The organism is Bradyrhizobium sp. STM 3562 (assembly GCF_045571435.1).
Taxonomy (GTDB): domain Bacteria; phylum Pseudomonadota; class Alphaproteobacteria; order Rhizobiales; family Xanthobacteraceae; genus Bradyrhizobium.
Genome location: NZ_CP120694.1, coordinates 5,302,143 through 5,318,926 on the forward strand (window position 1 = coordinate 5,302,143; position 16,784 = coordinate 5,318,926).

At 62.7% G+C, this 16,784-nt stretch carries 19 protein-coding genes; 8 read left to right on the plus strand and 11 right to left on the minus strand.

All coding sequences use genetic code 11. The annotated features are described in order from the left end of the window. Window positions 1-16 precede the first annotated feature (16 nt). Window positions 17-1,270 carry an arsenic transporter gene (locus P6U23_RS24645; RefSeq protein WP_407175138.1) on the plus strand — a complete coding sequence of 418 codons (1,254 nt, stop codon included), beginning with the start codon at window positions 17-19 and terminating at the stop codon, window positions 1,268-1,270. A gap of 178 nt (window positions 1,271-1,448) precedes the next feature. Here the strand turns inward: P6U23_RS24645 and P6U23_RS24650 are convergent, their stop codons facing one another. The 10 genes from P6U23_RS24650 to P6U23_RS24695 all read right to left on the minus strand — a co-directional run bounded on the left by P6U23_RS24650 (window position 1,449) and on the right by P6U23_RS24695 (window position 9,544). Beyond that, the gene (locus P6U23_RS24650; protein WP_407175139.1) at window positions 1,449-1,583 is read right to left on the minus strand and encodes a hypothetical protein; all 135 of its coding nucleotides are present in this window, start codon (window positions 1,581-1,583) and stop codon (window positions 1,449-1,451) included. 44 nt (window positions 1,584-1,627) lie between these two features. Further along, entirely contained in the window at window positions 1,628-1,825 is a 198-nt protein-coding gene (locus tag P6U23_RS24655; RefSeq protein WP_407175140.1) for a hypothetical protein, read from the minus strand. A gap of 16 nt (window positions 1,826-1,841) precedes the next feature. After that, on the minus strand, window positions 1,842-2,189 hold the full coding sequence (locus P6U23_RS24660) for a hypothetical protein (protein WP_407175141.1): 348 nt from the start codon (window positions 2,187-2,189) through the stop codon (window positions 1,842-1,844). Window positions 2,190-2,414: 225 nt separating this feature from the next. Continuing rightward, entirely contained in the window at window positions 2,415-2,912 is a 498-nt protein-coding gene (locus tag P6U23_RS24665) for a ferritin-like domain-containing protein (protein WP_407175142.1), read from the minus strand. A gap of 144 nt (window positions 2,913-3,056) precedes the next feature. Further along, a complete protein-coding gene (locus tag P6U23_RS24670) occupies window positions 3,057-3,554 on the minus strand; it encodes a hypothetical protein (RefSeq protein ID WP_407175143.1) in 498 nt (165 codons plus the stop codon). Window positions 3,555-3,557: 3 nt separating this feature from the next. Beyond that, complete coding sequence (locus P6U23_RS24675; RefSeq protein ID WP_407175144.1) at window positions 3,558-3,896, minus strand: hypothetical protein; 339 nt, start codon at window positions 3,894-3,896, stop codon at window positions 3,558-3,560. A 106-nt stretch (window positions 3,897-4,002) separates the two neighbouring features. Then, the gene (locus P6U23_RS24680) at window positions 4,003-4,743 is read right to left on the minus strand and encodes a Crp/Fnr family transcriptional regulator (RefSeq protein ID WP_407175145.1); all 741 of its coding nucleotides are present in this window, start codon (window positions 4,741-4,743) and stop codon (window positions 4,003-4,005) included. After that, window positions 4,743-7,910, minus strand: a complete 3,168-nt coding sequence (locus P6U23_RS24685; RefSeq protein ID WP_407175146.1) for a CheR family methyltransferase — start codon at window positions 7,908-7,910, stop codon at window positions 4,743-4,745. Before P6U23_RS24685 ends, P6U23_RS24680 begins: the two co-directional genes overlap by 1 nt. Window positions 7,911-8,267: 357 nt before the next feature. After that, the gene (locus tag P6U23_RS24690; protein ID WP_407175147.1) at window positions 8,268-8,486 is read right to left on the minus strand and encodes a hypothetical protein; all 219 of its coding nucleotides are present in this window, start codon (window positions 8,484-8,486) and stop codon (window positions 8,268-8,270) included. 56 nt (window positions 8,487-8,542) lie between these two features. Further along, window positions 8,543-9,544, minus strand: a complete 1,002-nt coding sequence (locus P6U23_RS24695) for a chemotaxis protein CheB (protein WP_407175148.1) — start codon at window positions 9,542-9,544, stop codon at window positions 8,543-8,545. A gap of 127 nt (window positions 9,545-9,671) precedes the next feature. Here P6U23_RS24695 and P6U23_RS24700 point away from each other — a divergent pair, with 127 nt between their 5' ends. The 3 genes from P6U23_RS24700 to P6U23_RS24710 all read left to right on the plus strand — a co-directional run bounded on the left by P6U23_RS24700 (window position 9,672) and on the right by P6U23_RS24710 (window position 11,432). Next, window positions 9,672-10,082: a response regulator gene (locus P6U23_RS24700; RefSeq protein ID WP_407175149.1), complete on the plus strand. Its 411-nt coding sequence runs from the start codon at window positions 9,672-9,674 to the stop codon at window positions 10,080-10,082. Window positions 10,083-10,677: 595 nt separating this feature from the next. Beyond that, window positions 10,678-10,983, plus strand: coding sequence for a response regulator (locus P6U23_RS24705; protein ID WP_407175150.1), 306 nt, complete (start codon window positions 10,678-10,680; stop codon window positions 10,981-10,983). A 32-nt stretch (window positions 10,984-11,015) separates the two neighbouring features. Further along, window positions 11,016-11,432 (plus strand): response regulator, encoded by a 417-nt coding sequence (locus tag P6U23_RS24710; protein WP_407181567.1) that lies wholly within the window; start codon window positions 11,016-11,018, stop codon window positions 11,430-11,432. Here the strand turns inward: P6U23_RS24710 and P6U23_RS24715 are convergent. Next, window positions 11,418-12,353: an NAD(P)/FAD-dependent oxidoreductase gene (locus P6U23_RS24715; protein WP_407175151.1), complete on the minus strand. Its 936-nt coding sequence runs from the start codon at window positions 12,351-12,353 to the stop codon at window positions 11,418-11,420. The two genes, P6U23_RS24710 and P6U23_RS24715, sit on opposite strands and share 15 nt — an antisense overlap. Window positions 12,354-12,607: 254 nt before the next feature. Between P6U23_RS24715 and P6U23_RS24720 the strand changes: the two genes are divergently transcribed. The 4 genes from P6U23_RS24720 (at window position 12,608) to P6U23_RS24735 (ending at window position 16,777) form a co-directional block, all read left to right on the plus strand. After that, entirely contained in the window at window positions 12,608-13,249 is a 642-nt protein-coding gene (locus P6U23_RS24720) for a glutathione S-transferase family protein (RefSeq protein WP_407175152.1), read from the plus strand. A gap of 79 nt (window positions 13,250-13,328) precedes the next feature. After that, on the plus strand, window positions 13,329-14,288 hold the full coding sequence (locus P6U23_RS24725; protein WP_407175153.1) for an arginase family protein: 960 nt from the start codon (window positions 13,329-13,331) through the stop codon (window positions 14,286-14,288). Window positions 14,289-14,379: 91 nt separating this feature from the next. Continuing rightward, window positions 14,380-15,843 carry a catalase gene (locus P6U23_RS24730; protein ID WP_407175154.1) on the plus strand — a complete coding sequence of 488 codons (1,464 nt, stop codon included), beginning with the start codon at window positions 14,380-14,382 and terminating at the stop codon, window positions 15,841-15,843. A gap of 211 nt (window positions 15,844-16,054) precedes the next feature. After that, a complete protein-coding gene (locus P6U23_RS24735) occupies window positions 16,055-16,777 on the plus strand; it encodes a response regulator transcription factor (protein ID WP_407175155.1) in 723 nt (240 codons plus the stop codon). Window positions 16,778-16,784: the final 7 nt, after the last annotated feature.

The following is a 16,784-nucleotide window of genomic DNA, read 5'->3' on the forward strand; positions in this document are numbered from 1 at the left end:
TGGAGACGACGCGAGAATGACGCCGCATGACATGCTTTGGGCCTGGAGCATCATCATCCTGGCGACCGCGGGCGTCATCGTCAGGCCCTTCCACCTGCCGGAAGCGATCTGGGCGGTTGCGGGCGCGGTCGCGCTGGTGCTGCTGGGGCTGTTGCCGTGGAACGATGCGCTCCGCGGCGTCGGCAAGGGTCTCGACGTCTATTTCTTCTTAATCGGCATGATGCTGACCGCCGAACTCGCACGCAGCGAGGGATTGTTCGATTACCTCGCGGCCTTTGCCGTCGACCATGCGCGCGGTTCACCGCGGCGGCTGTTCCTGCTGGTCTATGCGGTCGGCATTCTCGTGACGGTGCTGTTGTCCAACGACGCCAGCGCCATCGTGCTGACGCCTGCGGTCTATGCGGCGACCCGCGCCGCCGGCGCAAGTCCCCTGCCCTATCTCTTCATCTGCGCCTTCATCGCCAATGCGGCGAGCTTCGTGCTGCCGATCTCCAATCCCGCCAATCTCGTCGTGTTCGGCGCACGCATGCCGCATCTTGTCGAATGGTTGCGCGAATTCGCCCTGCCGTCGGTCGCCTCGATCGTCATCACGTATATCGTGCTTCGGCTGACCCAGGCCCGCGCCTTGGCCGAACAAAAACTCGAAACCAGTGTGCCCAAACCCAAGCTCGGGCGCGGCGGCAGATTGACCGCGATCGGCATTGCCGCAATCGGCGGGGTGCTCGTGACGGCCTCCGCGCTCGATGTGCAACTGGGCTTGCCGACCTTCATCTGCGGTGTACTTACCGCGACAGCCGTGCTCGGGTTGAGCCGACAGTCGCCTTGGCCGGTGATGAAAGGCATTTCCTGGAGCGTCCTGCCGCTGGTCGCAGGCCTGTTCATCATGGTGGAAGCGCTGGCCAGGATCGGTGCGATCGGCCAGCTTAACGCTTTCCTGCATGGCGCGGTCGAGATATCCGCAAGGCAGACCGCGTGGGGCACAGGACTCGTCACCGCAATGGCCACTAATGTCGCCAACAATCTTCCGGTCGGATTGGTGGCCGGCTCGGTCGCCGCAAGCGATCATCTTCCGTCGAAAGTGGTTAGCGCCATGCTGATCGGCGTCGATCTCGGGCCGAACCTGTCCGTCACCGGATCGCTTGCGACCATCCTGTGGCTGGTCGCGCTGCGGCGGGAGCGTATCCGCGTGACCGCCTGGCGCTTCCTGCAGATCGGCGTGCTCGTCACCCCGCCCGCTCTGATCGCGGCGCTTGCGGTGGCGATCCGCTAGATCATGATCCGATTGGACGGAATCGGATCATGATCTCATCTCTTTGTTTGAGCATGATGTTTTCGGAAAATTGGTTTCCACTTTTCCGGATCATGCTCTATCGCATGATCCGACCCGACGGGTCACGTCAGCGCATCCATTGATCAAGTTGTACCGACGAGTCCGTGTTTGCGAGACATCACTGGGCCGGCGGCCGCAAGGGGCTTTTGACCCATCCTTCGGCTTCGTCCGATTTGAGCGGATCGGGGCCGTCGCAGTCCAAGCATTGCGGCATGCGCTCGCCCTTGCCGCCCGGCACCAGGGCCAGCACCATTGGTTTGCCGCACTTTGGACAGCGCTTCTGGCCCGATGTTTGGGTCATTGCGACCCCACGATGGTCACTCCCGCGGGCGAACGCTGCGACCTGGCCCGCTCAAGCTTCTTATCAGCAGGGCGTCGGACTGGGCCGCCTCGCACGCGACTGTCTTTCCACGCCGACACTTCCTGTTGCAGCTTGGCCGCCCAGCGACGCTCGACGGCGTCGAGCACGTGCAGCGGCAATTTTGTCTCATACATATGCTTTTCCTCCCGTTCAGGCTGCGAGCGCTCGGCTCACAGATTGCAGGCGGTTGGGTTTTCCGCCCGGCGGATGCTGAGGCTTGCCGCCGCCCGGATCGCGCGGACCGTCATCAAGTTCGGACAGCGCTTCCAGGATCTCGTCGACCGTCACCGGCGCCTTGAGCACGCTTGGCTCGCGCAGCGCCGGGCATGAAGCGATGGCTGAGGCGTCGGAGACCCACGACGACAGGATGGCGCGCTTCTCGGCGAGGCTCAGCGTGGGATGTGACACCACATCTCGCGGATGGTCGAACTCGGTACCGGGATGCAGCAGCGCGTTGAAGTCGAACACATTGCCATTGGACGCGGTGGTCGGCCGCATGTTTTCCTCCAATCATTGACCAGTTGACTTAAAACCCGCGCACCCCGCGCGGGACGTCTCCAAGAGCAAAGTCGGATAGAAGAGGCTGCCCGCAAAGCCGGCTTGCGGGCGGCCACAACAAAATTGGAACGAGGCCAAAAGGTTTCAAGATCGCGGTGAAAAATTCGTCGCGGCGGCGCGCAATATGCACCCTGGCGAAAGTCGCCGGGGGCGTGGTCGGCATCGTCAAGCGGCCGCCTCGTAATTGACCGCCTTCTCCGCGATCTTGGTCAGCGTGTCGTCGGTCTTCTTTTCCTCCGACAGGGTCTGATCAAGCAGCTTCACCGCGTCCTTCAGGTCGAGCTTGGCCGCCCAGGATTTCAACGTGCCATAGCGCGAGATTTCGTAATGCTCGACCGCCTGGGCGGCGGCGAGCAGGCCTGCATCGAGCGCAGGCGTGTCGGCATATTCCTCCATCACCTCCTTGCCTTCGTCGATAATGCCGTCGATCGCCTCGCACTTCTTGCCGCGCGCGGGTTTCCCGATCAGCTCGAACACCTCCTCCAGGCGCTCGACGTGCTGTTCGGTCTCGTCATGGTGCTTCTCGAAGGCCGCCTGCAGGTCCTCCGAATTGGCGGCCTTGGCCATCTTCGGCAGCGCCCTCAGAATCTGCTTCTCGGCGTAGTAGATGTCCTTCAGCGTATCCAGGAATAGTTCGTTAAGGTCTTTCTCTTTCTGAGCCATCGCGCACTCCATTCGCTCTGCGCGAGACAACCGGGGCTTGCACGGAAGGTTCCTGTCGGGCTCGTGCAAGCGACAGTATTTCGGCGGGCTTCGGTTTCGTTCAGATCGACCTGGTCTCGAAATCGCATCGGGTTCTGGATCGGCTTACTCGCGCGCCTTGCCCTCCGGCAGCTCGCGGTCGCGGGCAACACTGAGCCGAGAGGCGGCCCCGCTCCGCCGGGTGTGGCGCAGCAAGCGCCGCAGCCACCACGCCGAGACGGCGAGGCCGAGCCAAGCGACACAAGCTATTGCGAGAGTGAGCACGGCCCCTTGGCGCGCCAAGAGCCACACGATGAGGCCGAAGACAGCAAGCGCGATGCTGCCCCAGCCGGCGCCCGCGGAATCGAGTGCGGCCGCCTCCTGCCCTCGCCGTCCGCCGGAGAGGCCCTTTTCCTCCTTACGCTTGCGCTCATGCTTTTCGATCAGTGTGGCGCTGGCGCAAAAGATGGCCGGAAAGGCGAGAAACAGGCCGCCGGTCACAGGCCCGTCGATTTTCGCGACGACACCGGCCAGCACCGTGGCGAGTCCGCCGAGCCCGAAGCGCACGGCGTGCTCGTACCAGCGGCTCTGCTGCAAACCCTGCGGCTTGAGATGAATGGGCATCGCCTACCCCAGCAAGGCGAGCTTGAGCGCAAAGGCGACGCCGAACCATACGACAACACACGTCAACGTCGCCGCGAGCGCCGACCAGCGCCAACGCATCAGGAGCTGGCAGACAGCGAAACTGTAGGTCGCAAGCGCGACCGCCCCGAGCGCCATCGAACGCCCCTCGATCGCGGCATAGCCGGCGCCCTCTTTCCAGAACGCTAGCGCCAATGTCGCGAGCGCGATCGAAGGCGCCGCGCCAAACAGGCCGGCAAAGCTCTTCGGCCGCAACATGTCGCCGAGCACGGCGAATGCGGACACGACCGCTCCGCCGACCAGAAAGCGAAACGCGTACTCCAAGGCGAGTTCCCTCCGAACAAGCTTTGAAGCTCAACGCCCCGCCGAAATCGCGGTTCCGGCCGGCTGTCATAATTGCGTCACGGACCGCTCGACCCGTGGGCAGAGGTTAACCCGCGTGATGCAGGTAAGCCGGGGTGAACAGGCCGGTATTTTTCAGCGCATCGAGATCGTTAATCGTCAGCATCCGCTCGCGCAGCACGATCAGGCCAGCCGCCCGCAATTCCTGCAGCGTGCGATTGAGATGCACGACCGACAGGCCGGTCGCGTCGGCAAGATCCATCTGGGTAATTGGAAAAGCGCAGCTGGTGCCGTCGACCTGTCCGATGGCCTTCAGCCGCTCGAAAATCTCGCAAAGCAAATGCGCGACGCGCTCCAGAGCGACCCGTCGGCCGATGTTGAGCGTCCATTCCCGCTGAATGGAGTTGTTGGCGAGCCATTCGCACCACACGGCCTCTGTCAAGGTGCGATCGCTCGCGATCAGTTCTTCAAAGCGCTCCCGTTCGATTTCGGAATAGATCACCGGCGTGAGCGAGCCGATCGAATGGTCCATGCGGGACAGCAGATAGGAATAGGCATCACAGACCTCGCCGGGCAGAATGAAATTCACGATCTGCCGTCGTCCGTCCTCCAGCGTCTTGTAGCGAGCGAGCCATCCCGACAGGATGAAGCGGATCCGGTCGGGCCGATCGCCTTCGGAGATCAGGTCCTGCCCCGCTCCCAGGCGCAACATGCGCTCGCGCACCGCCTTGTCCACGGCAGTGGCCGCCGGTCCGGACAATGGCCGGAACGCGGCCAGCCGACGCAATACCACCTGCGTTTGCGTTCCATCGAAGCGCGCCGGGCTCATTAACTCTCCATCGCCGGGCTATGCACAACCCGGCGGCTGAGCGGTATCTCGATCGTGCACTGGATGCCGGACGGATCGTATCGCAGCGAGGTCCTCGCCTTGAACTCGAACGCCAGCGTCCGCTCCAACATCTCGGTCCCAAAGCCCTTTCGCTGCGGCGGGGATACAGGCGGCCCGCCCCGCTCGTGCCATTGAAAGATCAGTTCGCGCGGATTGCTGGCCTCCACAATACGCCAGGTGATATCGATGCGTCCCGACGGCTGGCTCAGAGCGCCATATTTTACCGTGTTGGTCGCTAGTTCGTGAATGGCGAGCGCAAAGGTCTCCGCCGGTTTGGGCTGCAGGCGTATCGTCGGCCCGGAAATGCGCACCTGTTCGCCCTCGCGGGCATTGTAGGCCATCAATTCCTCGGCCACCAGATATTCGAGATCGACGCCGCCCTCCGGGTCGCGCGTCACCATGGCCTGCGTGCGCGCGAAAGCGTTCAACCGCCCGTCGAGATGAGCGGAATATTCCTCGACCGTGCTGCTGGTCAGCGCCGAGCGGCGGGCGATCGAGCGCACCACCCCGAGCGTATTGCGAACCCGGTGCTGGAGTTCCGAGAGCAGAAGCCGCTGCCGCTCTTCGGCGCGGGTGATGGCGGTCACGTCGATGAAGGTGATGACAACGCCCGCGATGAAATTGTCGATGCTGCGATACGGCAAAATCCGCACGATGTAGCGCGTGCCGCTGTCGGGCGCGGTGAGCTCGCGCTCGGCGCTCGCCAGTGTCCGTAGCACGCGCCGCACGTCGTCGTAGAGCTCCTCGATCGGGATTTTCGCCTTGATATGCGAGACCGGGCGGCCGATGTCGGTTTCCACCAGGTGCAACACCTGGGTAATGGCGGGCGTGAAATTCATCACCCGCATGTCGTTGTCGAGGAACACGGTTCCGATCTGCGTGCTCTCCAGGAAATTCTTCAGGTCGCTGGTGGCGCGGGTCAATTCCTGCACCCGATGCGCCAGCTCGCCGTTGACGGTCGTGAGCTCCTCATTGACTGATTGCAGCTCTTCCCGCGAGGTCTCCAGCTCCTCGTTGGCCGATTGCAGCTCCTCGTTCAGCGACTGGTATTCCTCGTTGGAGGATTTCAGCTCCTCATTTGTGCTCTCGAGCTCTTCGATGGTGGCCTGCAGGCGCTCGCGCGTGGCGCGCAGCTCGCTTTCCAACCTCTCGACATGCTCACTGCGGACCAGCGCATTGCCGTTGCTGTTCGGGCGGTTCGCGCCGCGGGCCGGTCCGTCCTTGAACAGCACCACGAAATTGCGATGCGCTTCGGCTCCCTCCAGAACAGGCTCGACCGTGATGTCGACCAACACGGTGTGTCCGTTCACACCGAGCGAGACCTGCTCGGCACGGACGGTATCGTTGCTTTCGCGCGCCTGGCTCAGCGCGGTGCGCAGTTCCAGCCGCAGATCGCGATGGACGAGACTGAGCAGGTCGAGCGTCGCGGCGCCCGCGGTCGGCTCGATGTAGCGGCCTGTCCGACCGGAAAAGTGCAGGATCTGGAACTGGTCGTCGGTGATGACATAGGCCGGCGCGTATCGCTCCGCGATGCGCTGGGCACGCCGCTCGAGGCCAACATCCGGGCCATAATTCCGCACCGGCGGCATCTCGACTGCCACCCGCCCCGCAGTCGTCGTGATTGGAAACTCCGGCGGCAGCCGTGTACCCGTCTCGAGCTTGCGGAAGATGCGGGCGCGGCGATCGACCGGCGCGAACAGCTTCGGATGCCGTGTAACGTTTTCGGAATTGCCGAGAAATAGAAAACGCCCCGGCAGCAGCGCAAAATGAAACAGCGGAATGACGCGGTTCTGCAGCTCGGAATTCAAATAGATCAGGAGATTGCGGCAGGAGACGAGATCGAGCTTGGAGAATGGCGCGTCCTTGACGACGTTGTGCTGCGAGAAGATGCACATCTCGCGCAATTCCTTCACGACGCAATAGGTGTCGCCTTCGCGGACGAACCAGCGCGCGAGGCGTTCGGGCGACATATCGTGCTCGATACTGGTGCGGTAGCGTCCGACGCGGGCGGTCGCGAGCGCGCGTCCGTCAATGTCCGTGGCAAAGATCTGCACCTGCGGCGGTGCTTCCAGTCTCGCCATGTGCTCGCGCAGCAGAATCGCGATCGAATAGGCCTCCTCGCCGGTCGCGCAGCCGAGAACCCAGACCCGCACCTGCTGGCCCGCGGACTTGTTCTCGAAGATCTTCGGGATCACCTGGGTTTCCAGCACTTCGAATTCGCGATTGTCGCGGAAAAATTCGGTGACGCCGATCAACAGATCGTTGAAGAGATGCTGGACCTCATCCTTGTCGCTGCGCAGAAAGTCGACATAAGCCGCGATGTCTTCGATCTGCACGACCTGCATCCGCCGCTGCACCCGTCGCAGGAAAGTGTTCTGCTTGTAGCCGTGAAAATCATTGCCGGTCTTGTTGCGCAGAATGTCCGCGATCCGCGTCAGAGAGGCGGCGGCGGCGGCAAGGACTTCGTCAAAACCCTGCCTCTGTTCGATCCGGCGCAGGTGCCGGGCATAGACCTGGATGTGCTCGGGAATCTCCTCGGGCGCGAGCACGAAGTCGGCAATTGCGGCAGGCGTGTTGACTTCGGCGAGATGATCCGCACTCGCCTGCGAGGTCTGCTCCGCGATAGCCAGTCCGCCGTGATCCTTCAATGTCGCAACGCCCAGCGTGCCGTCGCCGCCGGTCCCGGCCAGGATGACGCCGATCGAATGCTCTGCCCGGTCTTCGGCGAGAGAGACCAGAAAACTGTCGATGGTTGCGCGCTCCCCCGGCGCCTGCTCGGCCTCGCGAACCACAAATTTGTCACCTTGCAGCGTGGTGATCATATTGACGGGACAAAGATAGACGGCCCTGCCCTCGATCTCCGCGCCATCGCTCGCTTCGATCACTTTGACACCATCCAGATGCCCAAGCCGCTCCCGAAGCCACGCGGGATCGAGGGCCTCCCGATGCTGCAAGACGAGCACAACGGCCTGGTCGAGACCCAGCGCGAGCCTGGAGAAGAACCGCTCAATGCTGTCCTTGGCGCTGGCGGACGCGCCGACGCCAATCACCAGCGGCTTGCGCGTCGTTTGGCCGTCTCCGGTCTGCGTTTTACCGTCGTTGCTCATCGGGCCCGTTTTCAAAAAGTCCACAACTAGAAGAGCTTGCAAGTTAACCGAACTAGCCTTCCGGCGGAACAGGGGTGTCGATGTGGACGCCCGCCACCTCTGCGTGCCGGATGGTCGAACCCAGCTAACAGCGTACGGAAGACATTGGTCCGTGATGGCGTCCGATCTACCGCAACACGTTTTGCCATATCGCGTCTAGATTTTCTTCACGGCTGAAGCAATGACGCGCTCTCCGGATGGACCGGGACGAGTTGGCTGCTGGAAGGAGCTACGCCCGCCCGTTCCGGACTCGTGGGAGAGGCTGGGTGGGGGTCGGCCGCTGCACTGCATCGCGGAACCGCGGACTGCAGAACTGAATTATTGCGCGTGCTGAAGATGGACGATCCGCTGCTCGATGAGCGCACGGTGACGCTCCCATTCGACCAGCGTGCGTTTGAACAGCTCCAGAAGCCGTTCCGCCTGTGTGCTGTTCTGGCCGGAGGCTCGCAGCGACGTCACCAGGTCCTGCTGATTGCGAACCCGCTCCCGGCCCTTATCGATATCCGCCAGCGCCTTAAGCAACGTCCGTCGCTCCATCTGGAGCTCCCGAACCCATTCCGCTGCGCTTGGTTCCGGCATCTGGGCCCCACGGCCTAATCGTTGGAGGGCTTCGGATCGAGCGATTGTAGCATAACGCGCCGGATCATGTCGGCGTATCCACGATATTCGGCGGCCCTGGCATCGTACATCTGTGCCACCGCGAGCCTTCCGCTCTGGCGGCCATCTTCCGCCATGCGGTGGACGAGTTCGGCTCGCTCCTCGATGATGCGCAAAGCGACGCGTAGGGCCTCATCCACCCGGCCCTCCTGATCCTTCGCCAGCGCCTCGGCGGTATAGGCGTGACCGACCTGGCAGCGAAAACGCAGCGGACTGCCCGCTTTCAGCGTAGAGAGCACGCCGCCGCAACTCGGGCACGTCAGCGGCGCCGGATCAGCGATCTGCTTGATCCCTTCGCTGTCGATGCGCTCGCCGGCGGCGATTTCCACCTCCAGCCTGATCTCGGGCGGGATCGGCAACGGCGTGCCGGCCTGCTCGCGAACCAGGTCGGAGAGGACATCACCAAGCCGTGCTGCTGGAACGCAGAGATCGACCGTCGTCGTCTCCAGCGCCCGCCGCGGCATTTCATCCGCTGTCGCGTCCGAGGGGTCCTGCACCAGCGCCATCCCGCCGCAGCGCTTGATGGCATTGAGGCCGGCGGCCCCGTCCGAGAGCAGCCCGCTCAGCACCACACCGATAACACGTGGACCGTAGTGAAGGGCTGCGGAGCGGAATAAGGGATCGATGGCCGGGCGGACCATGTTCTCGCGCGGTCCGCGTCCAAGCATCATACGACCGTCGACCAGCAGCAGATGATGGTCCGGCGCAGCGAGATAAACATGGCCGTTCTCGATTTGCAGGCCATTTTCGGCCTCTCGTACCGGCAATTTGCCGGCCGCCGCGGCAACGGTACGGAGAATGCCAATTCCCCGAGCCGGAATGTGCAGCACAACAAATACAGCGGCCGGCAGATCGCGCTGCAGCCGGCCGAGAATATGCTTCAGGGGCGCCGTTGCTCCAGACGATCCCCCGATGACGATGATGTCGCGGTTGGCCAAGGCACTCATCCGCCTGCAAATCGTAGGCCCGGTGGAACCCAAGTAGCACCAAGTCGTTCTCCAACAAGGCCCAGCAACGGGTGGATGTTCCTAATTTGTTTTTAGCTGAATCGGGAATTGGAGCCAGATGTCGTCAATCGGCACGATCGCGGCGGCTGCACGCGCACCGCTGACTGGACGACGGGTGCTGGTCATCGAGGATGAGTATTTCATAGCCGACGACATCACCCGTGAACTCGCCTCGCTTGGCGCCGAAGTCATCGGGCCGATCGGCGAAATCGAAGAGGCGCAGCGCGTTCTGAGGGCCGGCACGGTCATTGACGGCGCATTGCTCGACATCAACATCAGAAGCTCGATGGTCTTTCCGCTCGCGCGCGAGCTGAAGACCCGCAATGTGCCGTTCCTGTTCACGACGGGATACGACAAGGCCACGCTCTCTCCCGAGTTCCAGGACGTGCCCGTGTTCGAAAAGCCGCTGGACCTGCCCGCGATGAGCCGCTCATTGGTCGGAATGATGCTCCGGGGCGGAACAGCCTAGCGGCAGGACGATCGCGGCACATCACAAGAGCGCTGTAGTCGCGCGGTCCGCCCGTCCTAATCCTCGGGCATGTTCGCGCCGCTCCTCTCGTTAGAATGGGGCAAGCTGCATCCACGCGACCCCGGCAATCAGGACAATGAACCCCGTCATGGCGACGACGAGGAAAGATCGTTCAACCCAATCCATTGCATACCTGCCCAATTGAAAGCCACAGGCTGTCGCGCCTCTCGCCGCGCGTCTGTCTCATTTGTGAATCTTTCGAAAAGATTTTGCGTAGTCCCAGTGAGAGCCGAGGTTTCTCGGCCGGAACATAGGTTCCGAACGTGGCTCGCGCTCTGGTCAGTCACAGCAAAGCTGCATCGCCGAACCACCCACGTAGGTCGGCTTGCCCACGGAAACGTTACAAAGCTCGCCTCACGCGCAACAAGACGCCGCATCGCTCTCTTTGCGGGCGCGGGAACGGCGCAGCAACTGGCAGGTTGATCGCACGTCTAAGCTCTTGAATGCATGGTCGAACGTGAACACCAGACAGCGATCCGCCGCCTCCGAGACCCGTCCAGCTGTGATGGTAGTCGAGGACGAGGTTCTCTTACGCATGATGATTGCCGAGGAACTTCGCAGATCCGACCTGCAAGTCATCGAATGCGGGACTGCGGATGAAGCGCTCGACGTACTGCATAGCGGCACGCCCGTTTCGACCGTCTTGAGCGATGTCCGCATGCCCGGTTCGCTGGACGGGGTAAAGCTAGCCAAGGCAGTACATGAGGAATTTCCGGGGGTGCCCGTCTTTCTGACCTCAAGCTTGGCTCCCCCGCTCGACACGGCGCCCCACGAAGGCTTCTTTCAGAAACCGTACGATCCGCGCGTGGTGGTGCGCACGATCAAATCCACCATGCGGTAGGAACGCCCGACGCCGGGTGCCGTTTGGCCGGCATGGAAGTCAGGCACGAACGAGTTGATGAACAGTGGGTGCTGCTTGCGGAGAACGACGTGCTCCTGCGCAGCCACCTGGCGCAATATTTGCGCGACTGCGGCTATAAGGTCGCGGAGGCCATCAGCGCATATGAGGCGATCACAATCCTCAACCGCAACCATCCGGGCATCGAGGCGGTGATCAGCAATGTCGAGATCGCGGGTGATGGTTTCGGGCTTTCGCAATGGCTGAGGCACAATCGAGCAGGGCTGCCAATCTTACTGACCGGCACTGCCCAACGCGCCGCCGACGCGGCTTCGCAACTGTGCAGGCGCGGGTCCGCCGCAACAGCATCGGAATCGCCTGATATCCTCCTGCGTCGAATTCAACAGGCGCTCGCGAATCGAAAAGCAGCAAATGCATCAGGACGAGCATAGCCCGTTGCTTTGAACGAGCGGTGCATACCGCATCGGCAATGAGTTATGAATGGCGCAAGCTGCAACGGCGGCGTGGCCGAACGCGACCGAGATCTGGTGCAGGTCGGTGACGACATCCCCGATCCCATATAATTGATCGACACTGCTCCGCTGTTTCGCATCCACTTTCAGGAAACCGTCGTCGGTGTGATCCGCACCAAGCTGAAGTGCCAATTCGGAGCGGACGTCGGACCCCATCGCCGGGTACACGACCTCGAACCGTTCGCGCGAGCGGTCGACGAGCACGGCTTCGATCGCACGCTCGCTTCTGTCAAGGCGGTGCAAAGGCGCAGTCACGCGCACCCCGGCCTTCGCCAGCCGCTGCAACGCTGCTTCATCGCGGTAGCCGTCGACTGGTATCAACGTGATATCGGCGCTGTAGACGCGCATGAACAACGCCTTCCCCGTCGCATGATCCGACGGGCCGATAATGGCGATTCGTCTATCGATAGCTTCGAAGGCATCGCAGATCGGGCAATATCTCAGGAGACCCTGCTGCACCGCCTGAACCCAATCAGGCAAAGGGGTCTGCTTGTCGACGATGCCGGTGGCCAGGATCACCCGGTCGGCCCAAAGCTCGCCACCGGCATGGCGGGCGAGGAACGCTGTCTCGGCTTTTTCCAGTGAGGTGACGGAAGCGCGGACGATGCGCACGCCGAGACGCCTAACCTGCTTCTCCATGCGCACCAGCAATTCGCGGCCCGGAATGCCGTCGGGAAATCCCGGCAGGTTGTGGCTGCGCGGGATCAGCGCCGCCCGGCTCGCACCATCATCGATGATGCTCACCTGCCGGCGGAAGCGCGCCAGGTAGATTGCCGCCATCAGCCCGGCCGGTCCTCCGCCGATGATCAAGACCTCGGCATGCGCATCGGATCCCGTCACTTGTGCAACCTTATCATCGATGGATGCAAGGGCGGCCGCGCCTGTCGCGCGCCTAATTGGTTAAGCCGCACCACCCGCGGAAGGTTCACATCCGGCGCTGATCGCGGCGACCAAGCCGCGACAGCCGGCCCACGACACACGAATGGCCAGGATCGGCGGAGCTTTGGCCAGGATCGACGGATGTCGCGCGTTGTAGCCAGCCTCCCGCGCTTTTAAGTCTCCGCTCGTCAACTCAATCGGCGCGGAGCCAAGCGATGTACCAGCTTCACTACTTTCCCGGCAATGCAAACGCAGCGCCTCACATGGTGCTGGAAGAGATCGGCCGGCGCCACGAGCTGGTCCTGGTCGATCGCGCCATGAACGCGCAGAAGTCGAACGACTATCTCAAGCTCAATCCCAACGGCCGCATCCCTACCCTGATCGATGGCGACCTCGTGCTGTTCGAGGCGGCCGCCATCATTCTCCATCTCGTCGACCAGCATCCCGAAGCGGATCTCGCGCCCAGGATCGGCGCGCGCGAGCGTGCGAAGTTCTATCAATGGATGATCTTCCTGACCAACTCGCTGCAGGAAGAGCTGATGATCTGGCAATATCCGGATCGCCTGACCGGCAGCGACGTCGCCGCGACCGAGATCGTCAGGCAAGGCGCCGAGAAGCGAGCCGGCGCCTATCTTGATGTGATCGAGCAGCATCTGACGGCCAACGGCCCGCTCTTCCTCGGCGACAAGCTGAGCGCCGCGGATTTCTACCTTGTCATGCTCGCCCGTTGGGCCCGCCCCATGGCCAACCCGCCGCGCGCGCGACCCCACATCGCCAATCTGCTCGACAAGATCACCGCCCTGCCCGCCGTCCGCCGCGCCTACGCGCGCGAAGGCATCACCGGCGAAATCTGCTGAGCAAGCAAACCAGTCCGCGCCCCTGTTGGCCGGCCCTAAGGAGCACAGAACCATGACGACACAGCGCACAAGCCGGAACATGCCTGATCGAATGGACCTGCCCTTCGTGGGACTGGCAACTTTCGCAGGCCAGCCCGCCTGCCCCGACTGGGACAGGCTCGACGGCGCCGATGTCGCCGTCCTCGGCATCCCGATCGACACCGCCTCGAGCTATCGCGTCGGAACGCGTTTTGGTCCGCGCGCCATCCGCGAGATGTCGATGTTCCACGGCTTCGGGCCGAAGGGCGTGTTCGATTTCGAGGACGAGGTCACCTATCTTTCCGCCGATGAAGTCAAGATCGTCGACGCCGGCGACAGCGACGTAATCTACGCCGATACCAAGCGTAGCCTGGCGAATGCCGAGCTGGCGGTCCGGGCGCTGCTGGATGCCAGGACGATGCCCTACATTCTCGGCGGCGACCACGCCATCACCATGGCGACCATCGCGGCCTACTCGAACGAGAAGCCGATCCACATCGTGCATCTCGACGCCCATTTCGATTTCATCGACCAGCGCAACGGCATAGGCTGGGGCCACGGCAGTCCGATGCGGCGCGCCTCCGAGATGGCGCATGTCAAAGCGATCACCACGCTTGGTCCCCACAACATGGCCGCCGTCAGCAAGGAGGATTACGAAGCCGCGAAAGCCTATGGCACCCATGTGGTGCCGTTACGCAAGATCCGCGCAATCGGTGCGGCCGCAGCCCTCGCCCATATCCCCGAGCGCGAGCGCGTCTACGTGTCGATCGACATCGACAGCTTCGATCCCTCCATCGCGCCCGGCACCGCGACCATCAGCCACGGCGGCTTCACTTACTACGAGGCGAAGGACCTCTTGCGCGAAGTGGCCCGGCGCTTCGAGGTGGTCGGCGTGGATTTCGTTGAGGTATCGCCGCCTTACGACCCCTCGGGAATCACATCGCTGCTCGCGGCACGAACCAGCCTCGATTTCATCGGCTCGATCTTCCACGAGCGCGCGAAGCGACGAGCCAGCTCGTAACCATACCGACCCCCGCAAGCAGACCTCGGGCGCAGCCTCTTAAGGCGCGCCAGCGATGAACTCATGCCTCTAAAACGAAAGGAAACTTCCGATGGACGACAAAATTAAAAGGCCGTTTCTGACTCACGCCTCCGGCGCGCCCGTGGCCGATAACGTGAACATCATGACGGCGGGGCCGCGCGGCCCGGCGCTGCTGCAGGATGTCTGGCTGATCGAGAAGCTCGCGCATTTCCACCGGGAAGTCATCCCCGAGCGGCGCATGCACGCCAAGGGCGCAGGCGCCCACGGCACGTTCACCGTCACCCGCGACATCACCCGTTACACCAAGGCCAGGATCTTCTCGAAGGTCGGCAAGCAGACGCCGATGTTCGCACGGTTCTCGACGGTGGCCGGCGAGCGCGGTGCGGCCGATGCCGAGCGTGATATTCGCGGCTTCGCGCTGAAGTTCTATACCGACGAGGGCAATTGGGATGTGGTCGGTAACAACACTCCGGTGTTCTTCTTCCGCGATCCCTTACGCTTCATCGACCTGAACCACGCGATCAAGCGACACCCGCGCACGGGAATGCGGGACCCGGATATGAACTGGGATTTCTGGACGCTGCTGCCCGAAGCGCTGCATCAGGTCACCATCATCATGAGCGATCGCGGCATCCCAAGGAGCTTCCGCCACCAGCATGGTTTCGGCAGCCACACCTACAGCCTCATCAACGCCAACAATGAGCGCGTCTGGGTGAAGTTTCACTTCCGCACGCAGCAGGGAATCCAGAATTTGACCGATGCCGAGGCCGAGGCGCTGGTCGGCAAGGACCGGGAGAGCCATCAACGCGACCTCTTCACCAGCATCGAACGCGGGGATTTCCCGCGCTGGACGCTGTTCATCCAGGTCATGACTGAGGCGCAGGCCAAGACTTTTCGGTTCAACCCGTTCGATCTGACGAAGGTCTGGCCGAAGGCGGATTATCCGTTGATCGAGGTCGGCTATTTCGAGCTCAACCGAAACCCGGAGAACTTCTTCGCCGAGGTCGAGCAGGCGGCGTTCACGCCCGCCAACGTGGTGCCCGGCATCGGCTATTCGCCAGACAAGATGCTGCAGGCTCGCCTGTTTTCATACGGCGATGCCCAGCGCTACCGTCTCGGCGTCAATCACCACCAGATCCCGATCAACGCGCCGAAATGTCCATTCCATACCTATCACCGGGATGGCGCCATGCGCACCGACGGCAATCTTGGCGGCACCGCGACGTATTGGCCAAACAGCCTGGGCGAGTGGACGGACCAGCCGGAGCTAAACGAGCCTCCGCTGGAGATCACCGGCGCAGCCGCCCATTGGGATCACCGTGTGGACGACGATCACTGGCAACAGCCGGGCGATCTGTTCCGCAAGATGAATGCCGCCCAGAAGCAGGCGCTGTTCGACAACACCGCCCGCCAGGTCGGCAAGGCTTCCAGGCACATCCAGGAGCGCCATGTGACCAACTGCGCCAAGGCGGACCCGGCCTACGGCAAGGGCGTTGCCGACGCGCTCGCCAAATTCGCCGCCGGCGAGCTTTGAGCCGACCGGAGTATGGTCCGAAATCTTCGCGACAAACGGGAAGATTTGCGCCGAGATCATGCTCAAAGGAAAAGATGGAGCGAGATGACGAAAGAAAAGCCATCCCGCTCGAGGTAGTTCAGCTCGTGCACGCTGTTCGACCGAGGCGAACGGCGTGCGCCGGCGCGGTCCACAGACAGCGGAACCGATGGCAGTAGGTGGGAACCGATCGATGGCGAAAGTGCTTCTGATCGAAGATGACAGCGAAACCGCAGAGGCCATTGCTGCAGGTCTGACCGATCGTGGCTTCGAGGTCGACTGGGCGTCGAACGGGATCGAGGGCCTGAACAAGGCGCGTGCGTCCCAGCCCGATGTCGTGATCCTCGATCGCCAATTGCCCGGAATGGATGGGCTCGATGTCATCTGGTCCTTGCGCCAGGACCGGATGCGCAAGCCCGTCCTGGTGCTAAGTGCGCTGACCGGAGTTGAGGATCGCGTGCGCGGGCTGCGAACGGGCGGTGATGACTATCTCACCAAGCCTTTCGCGCTCGTCGAACTCGCCGCCAGACTGGAAGCCCTGCTGCGTCGGCCGGCCGAGACGCGCGAGACCGTCTTGCGCGTCGGAGCGCTCGAGCTCGATCTGATCGAGCGGACCGTCAGGCGCGGCGACCGCCAGATCACACTCTTGCCGCGCGAGCTTCGCCTGCTCGAATATATGATGCGACGCAGCGGCCAATCGCTCACCCGGGCGATGCTGCTCAAGGACGTCTGGAACTACAACTTCGTCCCGGACACCAACCTGGTCGACGTGCATATGGGCCGCCTGCGCCATAAGGTCGACGGCCCGGGCGAGACGCCGATGATTTACAGTGTCCGCGGGGTAGGCTTTATTCTCCGTGAGACCGCGAGCAATCCACATGCCCCAGCGACGTCGTCACTTTCAGGCTGCGGCTAGAGCCCGC

What these genes read in the sequence shown, in the direction of transcription:
- P6U23_RS24680 (WP_407175145.1), bottom strand. Translation starts at nt 4,743, where the DNA reads ATGAGCCCGGCGCGCTTCGATGGAACGCAAACGCAGGTGGTATTGCGT.
- P6U23_RS24670 (WP_407175143.1), bottom strand. Translation starts at nt 3,554, where the DNA reads ATGCCCATTCATCTCAAGCCGCAGGGTTTGCAGCAGAGCCGCTGGTAC.
- P6U23_RS24720 (WP_407175152.1), top strand. Translation starts at nt 12,608, where the DNA reads ATGTACCAGCTTCACTACTTTCCCGGCAATGCAAACGCAGCGCCTCAC.
- P6U23_RS24705 (WP_407175150.1), top strand. Translation starts at nt 10,678, where the DNA reads ATGATGATTGCCGAGGAACTTCGCAGATCCGACCTGCAAGTCATCGAA.
- P6U23_RS24665 (WP_407175142.1), bottom strand. Translation starts at nt 2,912, where the DNA reads ATGGCTCAGAAAGAGAAAGACCTTAACGAACTATTCCTGGATACGCTG.
- P6U23_RS24725 (WP_407175153.1), top strand. Translation starts at nt 13,329, where the DNA reads ATGCCTGATCGAATGGACCTGCCCTTCGTGGGACTGGCAACTTTCGCA.
- P6U23_RS24735 (WP_407175155.1), top strand. Translation starts at nt 16,055, where the DNA reads ATGGCGAAAGTGCTTCTGATCGAAGATGACAGCGAAACCGCAGAGGCC.
- P6U23_RS24685 (WP_407175146.1), bottom strand. Translation starts at nt 7,910, where the DNA reads ATGAGCAACGACGGTAAAACGCAGACCGGAGACGGCCAAACGACGCGC.
- P6U23_RS24650 (WP_407175139.1), bottom strand. Translation starts at nt 1,583, where the DNA reads ATGGTGCTGGCCCTGGTGCCGGGCGGCAAGGGCGAGCGCATGCCGCAA.
- P6U23_RS24730 (WP_407175154.1), top strand. Translation starts at nt 14,380, where the DNA reads ATGGACGACAAAATTAAAAGGCCGTTTCTGACTCACGCCTCCGGCGCG.
- P6U23_RS24710 (WP_407181567.1), top strand. Translation starts at nt 11,016, where the DNA reads ATGGAAGTCAGGCACGAACGAGTTGATGAACAGTGGGTGCTGCTTGCG.
- P6U23_RS24690 (WP_407175147.1), bottom strand. Translation starts at nt 8,486, where the DNA reads ATGGAGCGACGGACGTTGCTTAAGGCGCTGGCGGATATCGATAAGGGC.
- P6U23_RS24700 (WP_407175149.1), top strand. Translation starts at nt 9,672, where the DNA reads ATGTCGTCAATCGGCACGATCGCGGCGGCTGCACGCGCACCGCTGACT.
- P6U23_RS24645 (WP_407175138.1), top strand. Translation starts at nt 17, where the DNA reads ATGACGCCGCATGACATGCTTTGGGCCTGGAGCATCATCATCCTGGCG.
- P6U23_RS24660 (WP_407175141.1), bottom strand. Translation starts at nt 2,189, where the DNA reads ATGCGGCCGACCACCGCGTCCAATGGCAATGTGTTCGACTTCAACGCG.
- P6U23_RS24655 (WP_407175140.1), bottom strand. Translation starts at nt 1,825, where the DNA reads ATGTATGAGACAAAATTGCCGCTGCACGTGCTCGACGCCGTCGAGCGT.